This window comes from Geodermatophilus sp. SYSU D01180 (assembly GCF_054050415.1).
In genome coordinates this window covers 12585-25095 of record NZ_JBJGZH010000010.1, presented here as the reverse complement: position 1 = coordinate 25095, position 12511 = coordinate 12585, and the positions used below count along the sequence as shown (strand labels likewise).

At 75.5% G+C, this 12511-nt stretch carries 11 protein-coding genes; 1 reads left to right on the top strand and 10 read right to left on the bottom strand.

The genetic code is table 11. The features are described from left to right. Positions 1-60 precede the first annotated feature (60 nt). A complete protein-coding gene (locus ACI8AA_RS11270; protein WP_457044505.1) occupies positions 61-420 on the top strand; it encodes a Rieske (2Fe-2S) protein in 360 nt (119 codons plus the stop codon). Positions 421-486: 66 nt separating this feature from the next. On the opposite strand, the gene ACI8AA_RS11265 is transcribed toward ACI8AA_RS11270, so the two are convergent. The 10 genes from ACI8AA_RS11265 to ACI8AA_RS11220 all read right to left on the bottom strand — a co-directional run bounded on the left by ACI8AA_RS11265 (position 487) and on the right by ACI8AA_RS11220 (position 12503). Beyond that, positions 487-2196, bottom strand: coding sequence for an ABC transporter ATP-binding protein (locus tag ACI8AA_RS11265; RefSeq protein ID WP_457044504.1), 1710 nt, complete (start codon positions 2194-2196; stop codon positions 487-489). Continuing rightward, positions 2193-3212, bottom strand: a complete 1020-nt coding sequence (locus ACI8AA_RS11260; RefSeq protein WP_457044503.1) for an ABC transporter permease — start codon at positions 3210-3212, stop codon at positions 2193-2195. The genes ACI8AA_RS11265 and ACI8AA_RS11260 overlap by 4 nt, the downstream gene beginning before the upstream one ends. Then, positions 3212-4315 carry an ABC transporter permease gene (locus ACI8AA_RS11255; RefSeq protein WP_457044502.1) on the bottom strand — a complete coding sequence of 368 codons (1104 nt, stop codon included), beginning with the start codon at positions 4313-4315 and terminating at the stop codon, positions 3212-3214. Before ACI8AA_RS11255 ends, ACI8AA_RS11260 begins: the two co-directional genes overlap by 1 nt. Positions 4316-4446: 131 nt before the next feature. Continuing rightward, complete coding sequence (locus ACI8AA_RS11250; protein WP_457044501.1) at positions 4447-6093, bottom strand: ABC transporter substrate-binding protein; 1647 nt, start codon at positions 6091-6093, stop codon at positions 4447-4449. Positions 6094-6273: 180 nt separating this feature from the next. After that, positions 6274-6873, bottom strand: a complete 600-nt coding sequence (recR, locus tag ACI8AA_RS11245; RefSeq protein ID WP_387987503.1) for a recombination mediator RecR — start codon at positions 6871-6873, stop codon at positions 6274-6276. 35 nt (positions 6874-6908) lie between these two features. Further along, positions 6909-7250 (bottom strand): YbaB/EbfC family nucleoid-associated protein, encoded by a 342-nt coding sequence (locus tag ACI8AA_RS11240; protein WP_456928344.1) that lies wholly within the window; start codon positions 7248-7250, stop codon positions 6909-6911. 59 nt (positions 7251-7309) lie between these two features. Continuing rightward, complete coding sequence (locus tag ACI8AA_RS11235; RefSeq protein WP_457044500.1) at positions 7310-9661, bottom strand: DNA polymerase III subunit gamma and tau; 2352 nt, start codon at positions 9659-9661, stop codon at positions 7310-7312. Positions 9662-9730: 69 nt separating this feature from the next. Continuing rightward, positions 9731-10702, bottom strand: coding sequence for a sugar kinase (locus ACI8AA_RS11230; protein WP_457044499.1), 972 nt, complete (start codon positions 10700-10702; stop codon positions 9731-9733). Continuing rightward, positions 10699-11358, bottom strand: a complete 660-nt coding sequence (locus tag ACI8AA_RS11225; protein ID WP_457044498.1) for a bifunctional 4-hydroxy-2-oxoglutarate aldolase/2-dehydro-3-deoxy-phosphogluconate aldolase — start codon at positions 11356-11358, stop codon at positions 10699-10701. Before ACI8AA_RS11225 ends, ACI8AA_RS11230 begins: the two co-directional genes overlap by 4 nt. Next, positions 11355-12503: a pyridoxal phosphate-dependent aminotransferase gene (locus ACI8AA_RS11220; RefSeq protein ID WP_457044497.1), complete on the bottom strand. Its 1149-nt coding sequence runs from the start codon at positions 12501-12503 to the stop codon at positions 11355-11357. Before ACI8AA_RS11220 ends, ACI8AA_RS11225 begins: the two co-directional genes overlap by 4 nt. Positions 12504-12511: the final 8 nt, after the last annotated feature.

Sequence of the window (12511 nt, the reverse complement as noted above, 5' to 3'; positions counted from 1 at the left end):
TAGGACGGGCACGACCGGGTAGGGGGCGGTCGACCCAGTCCCGGCCCGAGGAGGACCACCGTGAGCGACACCGACCGCATCCCCGCCGACCGGCTGCCTCCGGGGACGGTGGGGCGGGCCGGGAAGTGGGCCGTGGGCAACCGCGAGGGCGAGTACTTCGCCGTGTCCCGCCGCTGCCGGCACCAGCTCGCCGACCTCTCCGAGGGCTCCCTCGACGAGAACGGCTGCCTGGTCTGCCCGTGGCACCAGGCCCGCTACGACGTCCGCACCGGCGACATGGTCGAGGGCCCGCGCGGCTTCCTCGGCTACCACGGGCCCACGCCGGGCTACACCCAGCTCGTCCGCGGCTACGCGAAGGTGCTGCGGCTGCGGGTGAAGCGGGCGCTGCGCCGCGGCGACGACGTCGTCGTGGAGGACTGAGGCAGTGGCGGACCGAGGGACCGGAGCGGTCCCTCGGTCCCGGCGCCCGGGACGGGGGACCGCCTCCTAGGCCTCGGCGAGCTCCTGCCAGGTGGCCCGGCGGGCGGCCTGCTCGGCCGGGTCGGGGACGGGCAGCGACGCCAGCAGCCGCTGGGTGTACGGGTGCCGCGGCGCGCCGAGCACCTGCTCCCCGGTGCCCTCCTCGACCAGCCGGCCGCGGTACAGCACGGCGATCCGGTCGGCCAGCAGGTCGACGACGGCGAGGTCGTGGCTGATGAACAGCGCCGCGAAGCCCAGCTCGCGCTGCAGCTCGGCGAACAGCTCCAGCACGCGGGCCTGCACCGAGACGTCGAGCGCCGAGGTCGGCTCGTCGGCGATGAGCAGCTCGGGGTCCAGCGCCAGGGACCGGGCGAGGCTGGCCCGCTGGCGCTGCCCGCCCGACAGCTCGTGCGGGTAGCGGTCGCCGAACGCCCGCGACAGCTGCACCGCCTCGAGCAGCTCGTCGACCCGGCCGCGGGCCTCGTGCGCGTCGCCCGCGCGGCCGTGCACGACCAGCGGCTCGGCGACGGCGTCCGCCACGGTCAGCAGCGGGTTGAAGCTGGAGGCCGGGTCCTGGAAGACGAACCCGATGCGCTCGCGGACCGGCCGGAAGCGCTTCTCCTTGACGCCGTTCATCTCGGTGCCGAGCACCGACAGGGACCCGCCGGTCACCTTCGTCAGGCCGGCGATGGCCCGCCCGATCGTCGTCTTGCCGCTGCCGCTCTCCCCCACCAGGCCGAGCACCTCGCCCGGGCGGATGGCGAAGGAGACACCGTCGACGGCGGTGAAGTCCGGCCGGCGCAGCCGGCCGGGGTAGACGATGCGCAGGTCGCGCGCCTGCACCACCGGCGCGGCGGTGTCCCAGCCGGCCGGGCGCGCGGCAGCGCGCTCCGCCGTCCGCGCGCGGCCCTGGCCGAGGCGCGGCACCGAGCCGAGCAGCTGGCGGGTGTACTCCTCGCGCGGGGCGGAGAACAGCGTCCGGACGTCGGCCTGCTCCACCACCCGGCCCTGGTACATGACCGCCACCCGGTCGGCGAGGTCGGCGACCACGCCCATGTTGTGGGTGATCAGCACGATCGCGGCGCCGAACTCGTCGCGGCAGCGGCGCAGCAGGTCGAGGATCTCGGCCTGCACGGTGACGTCGAGGGCCGTCGTCGGCTCGTCGGCGATGATCACGCCCGGGTCGAGGACCAGCGCCTGCGCGATGACGATGCGCTGCTTCTGCCCGCCGGAGAACTGGTGCGGGTAGTGGTCCACCCGCGTCTCCGGGTCGGGGATGCCGACCCGCCGGAGCACGTCGACCGCCTTGGCGCGGGCCTCCTTGCGGGACAGCCGGCCGTGCGCCCGCAGCCCCTCGGCGATCTGCCAGCCGACCGGGTAGACGGGGTTGAGCGCAGTCGAGGGCTCCTGGAAGACCATCGCCGCGTCCCGGCCGCGCACCTCGCCGAGCCCGGACCGGGACAGCGTGACGACGTCGTGCGCGTCGCTGCCGTCCTTGCGGGTGAGCAGCACCGCGCCGCGGGTGGTCGCGGTCTCCGGCAGCAGCCCGAGGATGCTGCGCGCGGTCACGGTCTTGCCGCTGCCGCTCTCCCCCACGATCGCCAGCACCTCGCCGGCGGCCACCGACAGGCTCACGTCCTGCACCGCGGCGACGGTGCCGGCGTCGGTGGCGAAGGAGACCGACAGGTCCTGGATGTCGACGACGGGCTCGCCGCCGACGGGCAGGGTGGTGCTCACCGGACCTCCTCGATGCCGGCCAGGCCGGCCGGACCCGCGCCGAGCACGCCGCCCGGCACCACGGACACCTCGCCGGTCTCCCCCGACTCGGCGGCCCGGCGGCTGCGCAGCCGCGGGTCGGCCAGGTCGTTGAGGCTCTCGCCGACGAGGGTGAGGCCCAGGACCACCAGGACGATGGCCAGGCCGGGGAACACCGACGTCCACCAGATGCCGCTGGTGACGTCGGACAGCGCGCGGTTGAGGTCGAAGCCCCACTCCGCGGCGGCGGTCTGCTCGATGCCGAACCCGAGGAAGCCCAGGCCGGCGAGGGTGAGGATCGCCTCGGAGGCGTTGAGCGTGAGGATCAGCGGCAGCGTGCGGGTGGCGTTGCGCAGCACGTGCCGGGTCATGATCCGCCAGTGGCCGGCGCCGATCACCTTCGCCGACTCGACGAACGCCTCGGCCTTGATCCGCACCACCTCTGCCCGCACCACGCGGAAGTACTGCGGGATGAAGATGACGGTGATCGACAACGCCGCGGCCAGGATGCCGCCCCACAGGCTCGACTGCCCGCCGCTGATCACGATCGCGACGACGATGGCGAGCAGCAGCGACGGGAAGGCGTAGACGGCGTCGCAGACGACGACGAGAACCCGGTCCACCCAGCCGCCGAAGTAGCCCGACACCAGCCCGAGCAGCACGCCGACGAAGATCGACAGCACCACGGCGACGACCACGACGAGCAGCGCCGTCCGGGTGCCGTGGATGACCCGCGACAGGACGTCGTAGCCGCCGACGGTGGTGCCGAGCAGGTGGTCGCCGGACGGCGGCTGCTGGGCGCCGAACGAGCCGGACTCGTCGCGCAGCTGGGCGAAGCCGTACGGGGAGAGGACGTCGGCGAGCAGCGCGGTGAGCAGGAAGAGCCCGGTCAGCACGAGGCCCGCGACGAGCATGCCGCGCTGCAGCCCGACGCTCTGGCGCAGCTGGCGGACCAGCGGCAGCCCGCGCCTGCGCCGCGGGGTCACGGTGGTGGCCATCAGTACCTCACTCGCGGGTCGATCAGCGCCGCGATCACGTCGACGACGAAGTTGGTCACGGCGACGATGACGGCCAGCAGCACGACCATGCCCTGGACGGCGACGAAGTCGCGGGCCTGCAGGTACTGCACCAGCTGGAAGCCCAGGCCCTTCCACTCGAAGGTCGTCTCGGTGAGGACCGCGCCGCCGAGCAGCAGCGCGATCTGCAGGCCCATGACGGTGACGATCGGGATGAGCGCGGGCCGGTAGGCGTGCTTGCGCAGCAGCCGGCGCTCGCTGACGCCGCGCGAGCGGGCGGCCTCGACGTAGCCCATGCCCAGCGTGCCGATCACGTTGGTGCGGACCAGCCGGAGGAAGACGCCGGCGGTGAGCAGGCCGAGCGCGACCGCGGGCAGGACGGCGTGCTCGAGCACGTCGCGGACGACCTCGCCGTTGCCGGTGCGGATCGCGTCGACCAGGTAGATGCCGGTCGGGTCGTCGACGCCGGTCTGGATGAGGATCTCGCTGCGGGTGGAGGCCCGGCCGGCGACCGGGAGCCAGCCCAGGCCGCTGGCGAAGACCAGCTTGAGCACCATGCCGGCGAAGAAGACGGGGGTGGCGTAGCAGAAGATCGCGAACACGCGCAGGACGGCGTCGGGCCAGCGGTCGCGGGCGTAGGCGGCGAAGCGGCCCAGCGGGACGCCGACGACGAACGCCACGAGCAGCGCGTACAAGGCCAGCTCGAGCGTCGCGGTGCCGAACTCGGTGAGCACCTCGAGGACCGGGCGCCGGTCGGAGAGGGTCGTGCCGAAGTCCAGCCGGACCAGGTTCCCGAGGAACTCCCCGTACTGCACCAGCAGGGGGCGGTCGTAGCCGGCCTCGCGCACGCGCTGGGCCAGCTCGTCGGCGGGCAGCCGGCCGCCGAGCGCGGCGGTGATCGGGTCGCCGGTGGACCGCATGAGGAAGAAGACCGTCGTCACGAGGACGAAGACGGTCGGGATGATCAGCAGGAACCGGATCAGCAGGTAGCTGCCCAGCCCGCCACCGCCGCGGCGCCGGCGACCGCCGGCGGGGGCGGCGTCGGCCTCGGGGCCGGTGCCGGTGAGCTCGGTCGTGGTGGTCATGTCTCCTGCTCGTTCGGGTCCGGTGAGGACCGGTGCCGGGTCGCGGTCACATGGTCCGCCTCACACGGGTCGGCCCCGGGCGGCCTCCGTTCGGGAGGCCACCCGGGGCCGGGGTCGTCCGCCTGCCTGCGTCAGCCGCGGGACAGCGCGCCGTAGCGGAACTTGAAGGACGCGTCCAGGGTGTCCTGGGCGCCCTCCACACCGGTCCGCACGACGGCGACCTGCGCGCCCTGCAGGTAGGGCACCGTCGACAGGTCGGCGGCGACCAGCTGCTGGATCTGCTCGATCAGCGCCTGCCGCTGCGCCGGGTCGGCGGTGCTGGCCTGCTGCAGGATCAGGTCGTTGACCTGCTGGTTGGCGTAGTGGTTGCTGAGGAAGTTCTCCGTGAGGAAGAACGGCGTCAGGTAGTTGTCGGCGTCGGAGTAGTCCGGGAACCACCCGAGCTGGTAGGCCGGGTAGGCGTCGGCGGTGCGCTGCTCGGAGTACTGCGTCCACTCGGTGGTCTGCAGGTCCACCTGGAACAGGCCGGTCGACTCGAGCTGGTCCTTGATGAGCGCGTACTCGTCACCGGAGCTCGGGCCGTAGTGGTCGTTGGAGTACTGCAGCGAGAGCTGGACCGGGGTCTGCACGCCGGCGGCCTGCAGGGTCTGGGCCGCCTTGTCGGCGTCGGGGCCGCCCTGGCCGTCGCCGTAGAGGTCCTGCAGCGGCGTGATGGCGCCGGTCAGGCCCTCGGGGACGAAGGAGTACAGCGGGGTGTAGGTGCCGCGGTACACCTGGTCGGCGATCTCCTGCCGGTCGAGCAGGTGGGCCACCGCCTGGCGGACGGCGAGCGCCTTGGCCGGGTCGGCCTCGGGCGTCGTCGCGCCGTAGGGCTGGGTGTTGAAGTTGAAGGTGATGTAGCGGATCTCGCCGCCGGGGCCGTCGACGACCTCGACCTCGTCGTTGCCGCGCAGGTCGTCGATGTCGGTCGCCGACAGGCTGCGGAAGGCGACGTCGACCGCGCCCTCCTCGACGTCGAGCTTGAGGTTCGACGCCTCGGCGTAGTACCGGACGTTGATCGCGCTGGTCTTCGGTGCGCCGAGCAGGCCCTGGTAGTCGGGGTTGGCCTCGTAGGAGATGAGGTCGTTCTGCTCGTAGCTGGTGATCGTGTACGGGCCGGCGAAGGCGTTGCCGTCGACGATCTCGGCGTCGGGGGTCAGCGCGTCGGCGGCGAAGACCTCCTCGTCGACGATCGGGCCGGCCGGGCTCGACAGGATCTGCGGGAAGACCTGGTCGTCCGGCGAGGTCAGGTTGAAGACGACGGTGGTGTCGTCCGGGGTGTCGACGCTGGCCAGGTTGTACAGCAGCGACGCCGGGCCGTTCGGGTCGTTGATGGCGACCATGCGGTCGAACGAGAACTTGACGTCCGAGCTGGTCAGCTCGTGGCCGTTGGCGAAGGTCAGGCCGTCCTTGAGCGTCACCGTGTACTGGTTGGGCGCGGTGAACTCGGCCGACTCGGCGATGTCCGGCTCGACCTCCGGGCTGCCGTACGGGGTGTTCAGGAGGAACGGGTAGACCTGGTTCATGACGGCGAACGAGCCGTTGTCGTAGGAACCGGCCGGGTCGATCGTCGTGATGACGTCGGTGGTGCCGATGATCAGCGCGTCGCCGCCGTCACCCGAGCCGCCGCCGGAGCCGCCGTCGTCGCCGCCGCCGCAGGCGGTGAGGGCGAGCGCCGTGACGGCGATGCCGGCGGTGGCCGCGCGCGCGCGACGGCCGGGGGTCCCTACGGGAGTCATCCGCTACCTCGTTCTCGAGCGCGGCCGCGCGGCGCCACGGGGGCGCCGACGTGCGGCCGCCGTGGCCTGTGGCTGTCCATGGGTAGCACACGTCTCTCAGCGCTCAGAGACCTCGGCGGCGGGCGTTACCCGACCGTGACGGCCCGCCCGGCCACCCGGTGTCCACCGGGTGGCCACCTGCTAGGCGTCGATGCGGCGGCGACCCTCGAACGCGCGGCCCAGGGTGATCTCGTCGGCGTACTCGAGGTCGCCGCCGACCGGGAGCCCGCTGGCCAGGCGCGAGACGGTGAGGCCCAGCGGGCCGACCAGCCGGGCCAGGTACGCGGCGGTGGCCTCGCCCTCGAGGTTGGGGTCGGTGGCGATGATCAGCTCGGTGACGGTGCCGTCCATGAGCCGCGTCATCAGCTCCTTGACCCGCAGGTCGTCGGGGCCGACGCCCTCGATCGGGCTGATCGCGCCGCCGAGGACGTGGTAGCGGCCGCGGAACTCACGCGTGCGCTCGATGGCGACGACGTCCTTGGGCTCCTCGACGACGCAGATGACGTCGTCGGAGCGGCGCGGGTCCTTGCAGATCCGGCACTGCTCGCCCTCGGCGACGTTGTAGCAGGTCACGCAGAAGCGGACCTCGGCCTGCACGCGCTGCAGCGCGGCGACCAGCCGGCCGACGTCGGCAGACTCGGCGGCCAGCAGGTGGAAGGCGATGCGCTGCGCGCTCTTGGGCCCGACGCCGGGCAGGCGGCCGAGCTCGTCGATGAGGTCCTGGACGGCCCCCTCGTACACGGTGCTCCTCGGGAAGAGTGGTGCGGACGGGCCGGTCAGGCGCCGGGCAGCCCGGGGAAGCCGCCGCCGAGACCGCCGGCCAGGGGGCCCATGCGGTCGGCGGTCAGCTCGCTCGCCAGGCGCGAGGCGTCGCGGACGGCGGCGACGACGAGGTCCTGCAGGGTCTCCACGTCGTCGGGGTCGACGGCCGACGGCGCGATGGTGACCGACCGCAGCTCGCCGTCGCCGCTCATCGTGGCCGTGACCAGGCCGCCGCCGGCCGAGCCGGTGACCTCCTCGTTCGCCAGCTGCTCCTGCGCGGCGGCCAGCGCCTGCTGCATCTGCTGGGCCTGCTGCAGGATCGCGGACAGGTCGGGCTGGCCACCACCGGGGAACATGACCCGAGGGTAGGCCGCCGGTCCGACATCCGGGGGGACGGCGGCCGGGACCGGCGCGGTCAGCCCTCCAGCGGCTGGGCGCCCAGCTGGGCGCGCAGCAGCGCGAGCGCCGCCTGCTCCGGGTCGACGGAGGACCCGCGGTCGGCGGCGGGGTCGTCGCCCTCGGCCGCCCGCTGCGCCATGAGCTCGCGCGCCTCGGCCGCCTCCGCCGCCCGGGCCGCCTCGCGCGCGGCCTCCGGGGACGGGCCGGCCGGGCCGGAGCCGCGGGTGGCGCCCTCGACGACCGCCTCCACCTTCCAGCGCACGCCGAGCAGCTCGTTGAGCGCCTCGCGCAGCACGTCCTTGTTGAGGTCGTCGCCGATCCGGCGGGCCAGCGCGGGCGACGACGTCGACAGCGTGAGCACGCCGTTGCGCAGCTCGTGCACCTGCGCGTTCTTGAGCAGCGCCTCGGTGGTGCGCTTGTGCCGCTTGACGACGGCGAGCAGCTCGGGCCACACCCGGCGGACGTCGCCGGTGCCCAGCCCGCCCTCGCCGGCGTCCCCGGCCGCGGCCTGGTCGGCGGGCGGGTTCGCGGACACCACCGGCGTCGGCTCCCCGCCGCGCGGGGCGGGGGCGGACTCGGCGGCGGCCCGCGGCGGCGCCGCCGGGGGGCGCGGCTCGGCCACCCGGGCCGCCGCGGCGCGCGCGGCGGCCGGCTGGGCCGGGTGCGGCCAGTCCTCGTCGTCGGTCGGCTCGGGCGGCAGCGGGATGTCGGGCTCGCCGGTGGCCACCCGCACGCCGGACCGGGGACCGGCCGGGGCGGGCGCCGGGCGGGACGCCGCCGATCCGGGCGGCGTGGTCTCGGGCCAGTCGTCGGCCGCGGCTGCCGGGGAGGACGCGGCCGGGGACGCGGCGGCCGGGGCGGGGCCGGGGGCACCGGCGCCGGGCGCCCGGGTCTCGGGCCAGTCGTCGGCGGGTGCGGGGGACGCCGCGGCGGGCGCCGGGCTCGGCAGCGGGCCCGCGGCCGCCGGGGCGGGCGGGGCCGCGGGCGGCTCGGGCGCGGCCGGGGGCTGCGCGGTGCGCTGGGAGGGGCGGACGTACTCGCGCCGCGGCGGGCCGCCGCGCTCGGCCGGCGCCGGCTCCTCGCGGACCAGCGCGGGCCGCGCGGCCTCGCGGGCGGGCGCCGCGGCCTCGCGGGCGGGCGCCGCGGCCTCGCGGGCGGGCGCCGCGGCCGCAGCACCGGCCATGGCCCCGGCCTCCGGCACGCCGCCGATCGCCAGCCGCCGCTCGAGGCGCTCGAGCCGCTGCAGGGCACCCGCGGCGGTGTCGTCGGTGGCCGGCAGCAGCATCCGCGCGCAGACCAGCTCCAGCAGCAGCCGCGGCGCGGTGGTGCCGCGCATCTCGGTCAGCCCGGCGTGCACGGTGTCGGCGAGCCGGGACAGCGTGGCCGACCCGAGCGCCTTGGCCTGCTGCACCATCAGGTCCAGCCGGTCCGGCGGGCAGTCGAGCAGGCCGTTGGCGCCGGCGTCGGGCACGGCGTCGAGGACGATGAGGTCGCGCAGCCGGTCGAGCAGGTCGGTGGCGAAGCGGCGCGGGTCGTGCCCGGCCTCGACCACGCGGTCGACGGCCCGGAAGACGCCGGGCGCGTCCTGCGCGGCCAGCGCGTCGATGGCCTCGTCGAGCAGCGCGTCGTCGGTGACGCCGAGCAGCCCGACGGCGCTGGCGTAGGTGACGCCCTCCGGCCCGGCGCCGGCCAGCAGCTGGTCGAGGATCGACAGCGAGTCGCGCACCGAGCCGCCGCCGGCCCGCACGACCAGCGGGAACACCGTGGGCTCGACCTGCACGCCCTCGGCGGTGCACGTCTTCTCCAGCAGGCCGCGCAGCGTCGTCGGGGGCACCAGCCGGAACGGGTAGTGGTGGGTGCGCGAGCGGATCGTCGGCAGCACCTTGTCCGGCTCGGTCGTCGCGAAGACGAAGACCAGGAACTCCGGCGGCTCCTCGACCACCTTGAGCAGGGCGTTGAAGCCCTGCGTGGTGACCATGTGCGCCTCGTCGACGATGTAGACCTTGTAGCGGCTGTTCACCGGCGCGAAGAAGGCGCGTTCCCGCAGGTCGCGGGCGTCGTCGACACCGCCGTGGCTGGCCGCGTCGATCTCGATGACGTCGAGCGAGCCCGGGCCGTCGGGGGCCAGCGCGACGCAGGAGCCGCACTTCCCGCACGGGGTCGACGTCGGCCCCTGCTCGCAGTTGAGCGAGCGGGCGAGGATCCGCGCCGACGACGTCTTGCCGCAGCCGCGCGGGCCGCTGAACAGGTAGGCGTGGTTGACCCGGCCGCCGTCCACGGCGTTGACCAGCGGGGTGGTCACGTGCTCCTGGCCGACCACCTCGGCGAAGGTCGCCGGGCGGTACTTCCGGTAGAGCGCCAGAGCCACGCGGCGAGGTTACGCGGCACCGCGGACAGCCCGGTGGACCTCGGGCCCGCCGGTGCCCCGCGGCCGCGCTCAGCGCACGACGGTGCCCGGGTCGGCGTCCAGGAGCGCCAGGTCGGCGCGCGAGGGCAGCCCCTCCCAGTCGCCGGGCACGGTCACCGCGAACGCCCCCGCCGAGGTCGCCAGCGCCAGCCGCTCCTCCGCCGGCAGCCCCAGGCACAGGCCGCCGAGGTAGCCCGCGCCGAACGCGTCCCCGGCCCCCACCGGGTCCACGACGTCGACCCGGTGGGCCGGGACGCGGCGGAGGACCCCGTCGATGATCGACAGCGAGCCCGCCGCGCCCTTCTTCAGCAGCACCTGGCGGGGTCCCAGCGCCCCGAGCCCGGCGAGCAGCGTCCGGTCGTCCGGGCCCTCGACGAGCAGGCGGGCCTCCTCCTCGGTCGCCAGGACGACGTCGGCGGCGCGCACCAGCTCGTGCAGCACGGGCCCCGCCTCGGCCGCGGACCACAGCGCGCTGCGGTAGTTGAGGTCCACCGACACCGGCACGCCCGCCGACCGGGCCTCCTCCACGGCCGCGAGGACCGCCTGCCGCGCGGAGGCGCTGAGGGCCGGCGTGATCCCGGTGACGTGCAGGACGCCGGCCGCGGCGACGACCGCGGGGTCGACGTCGTCCGGGGACAGCCGGGAGCCGGCGCTGCCGGAGCGGTAGTAGAGGACGCGGGTGGCCCGCGCGGTCCGCCGCTCCTTGACCATCAGCCCGGTCGGGGCGCCGGGGTCGACGACGGCGGTCGCGGTGACGCCCTGCCCGCGCAGCGTCATCGTGACCATCCGGCCGAACTCGTCGTCCCCGACCCGGCCGATCCAGGTGGCCGGCACGCCCAGCCGCACCGCGCCCACGGCCAGGTTGGACTCGGCGCCGGCGACGCCGAGCCGCAGCGCGGGCGCGTGCCGCAGCAGGCCGACCTCCGGGGGCCACAGCAGCGCCATGGTCTCCCCCAGCGTGACGACGCCGCGGACCACGGCCGGGTCCCCCGCCGCGGTCACGCGCCGGACCGCCCGCGGGCCACCGCGTCGAGCGCGGCGCGGGCCCGGCCGGCCAGCCCGGCCAGCTCCGCGTCGTCCTCGAGCGCCCGGCCCAGCAGCGGGCCGCCCATCCCGACGGCGAGCGCGCCGGCCTGCAGGTAGCCGGGCACGTCCTCGACGCCGACGCCGCCGGTGGGCACCAGCGGGACGTCGTCGAGGGGGCCGCGCACCTCGCGCAGGTACCGCGGGCCGCCGGCCGACCCCGCCGGGAAGACCTTCACCGCGGTCGCCCCGAGGTGCCAGGCGCGGGCGATCTCCGTGGGCGTGAGCGCGCCGGGGTACCAGGCCAGCCCCCGCTCGGCCGCGCGCCGCCCGACCGCCTCGTCGGTGTTCGGGGCGACGACGAAGACGGCGCCGGCGTCGGCGGCCCGGTCGACCTCCTCGGGCCGGCGCACCGTGCCGACGCCGATCTCGGTCCCCGCGCCGGCCCCCGCGGCCAGCCGGCCGACGACGTCCAGGGCGCCGGGGGTGTTCATCGTGACCTCGAGGCAGCGGACGCCGGCGTCGAGGAGCACCTCGCAGGCGGCGGCCAGCCGCTCCCCGGAGCGGCCGCGCAGGATGGCGACCAGGCCGCTCCCGGCGAGCACCGGCCCGGGCTGCAGGCGGGCGCCGGTCACCGCGCGGCGCCCATCCGCCGGATGCCCTCGAGCAGGTCGTCGGTGTCGGTGGCCAGCGACAACCGCACCCACCCCTCCCCGAGCGGCCCGAACGTGGTGCCGGGCGCGACGGCGACGGAGTCCCGCCGCAGCAGCTCCAGGGACCACGCCCCCACGTCCCCGCCGCTGCGGTCCCGGACGTCGACCCAGAGGTAGAAGGCCCCCTCGGGGCGCAGGTACCCCATCCCGCAGGCGCCGAGCGCGTCGACGGCGAGGTCGCGCCGCTGCCGGTAGGTCTCGCGCATCACGACGACGTCGTCCTGCGGCCCCTGCAGCGCGGCCAGCGCCGCGGCCTGGGCGGGGGCGTTGACGCAGGCCAGCAGCGGCTCCTGCAGCTTGGCCGCCTGCCGGGCGACGTCCTCCCCGGGGCTGACCAGGTAGCCGACGCGCAGCCCGGTCATCGCGTAGGTCTTGGAGAAGCTGAAGGCGCTGAGCACACGGCCGTCCCGGTCGAACCGGCCGGGGCTGACGTGCGGCCGGTCGAAGGTCAGCGCGTCGTAGCACTCGTCGGAGAGCAGCCAGAGGTCGTGGTCGTCGGCGAAGCGGACCAGCGCCTCGACGTCGGCGGCCGGCAGCACCGTGCCGAGCGGGTTGGACGGGGTGTTGACCACGATCAGCCGGGTGCGGTCGGTGACCAGACCGGCCAGCTCACCGGGGTCGGGGCGGAAACCGTTCTCCGGCCGCAGGGGGTAGCGCACCGGGACCGCCTGCAGCAGCTGCACCGCCATGGCGTAGTTCGGCCAGCCCGGGTCGGGGATGAGCACCTCGTCGCCGGCGCCGATCGTCAGGGACAGCGCGTTGTGCAGCGCCTGCGCCCCGCCCGCGGAGACGACCACCTGCGCGGGCGTCGTCGGGAAGCCGTTGACCGTGCTGACCTTCTCCGCGATCGCCCGCCGCAGCGGGTCGATCCCGGCGTTCGGGACGTAGTGGGTCTCCCCGGCGGCGTAGGCCGCCCGCGCGGCCTCGACGACGTGCGCCGGCGAGGGGAAGCTCGGCTCCCCCACGTGCAGGCCGATCACCGGGCCGGGCAGGCTCCACGCGAGGTCCATCACCTGTCGGATGCCGGAGCGCGGCATGGTCTCCGCTCCGGCGGCCAGGCTGGGCATGGGTCGGT

Coding starts and splice junctions, on each gene's coding strand:
- ACI8AA_RS11260 (WP_457044503.1), bottom strand. CDS start 3,212: ATGGCCACCACCGTGACCCCGCGGCGCAGGCGCGGGCTGCCGCTGGTC.
- ACI8AA_RS11255 (WP_457044502.1), bottom strand. CDS start 4,315: ATGACCACCACGACCGAGCTCACCGGCACCGGCCCCGAGGCCGACGCC.
- ACI8AA_RS11250 (WP_457044501.1), bottom strand. CDS start 6,093: ATGACTCCCGTAGGGACCCCCGGCCGTCGCGCGCGCGCGGCCACCGCC.
- ACI8AA_RS11240 (WP_456928344.1), bottom strand. CDS start 7,250: ATGTTCCCCGGTGGTGGCCAGCCCGACCTGTCCGCGATCCTGCAGCAG.
- ACI8AA_RS11220 (WP_457044497.1), bottom strand. CDS start 12,503: ATGCCCAGCCTGGCCGCCGGAGCGGAGACCATGCCGCGCTCCGGCATC.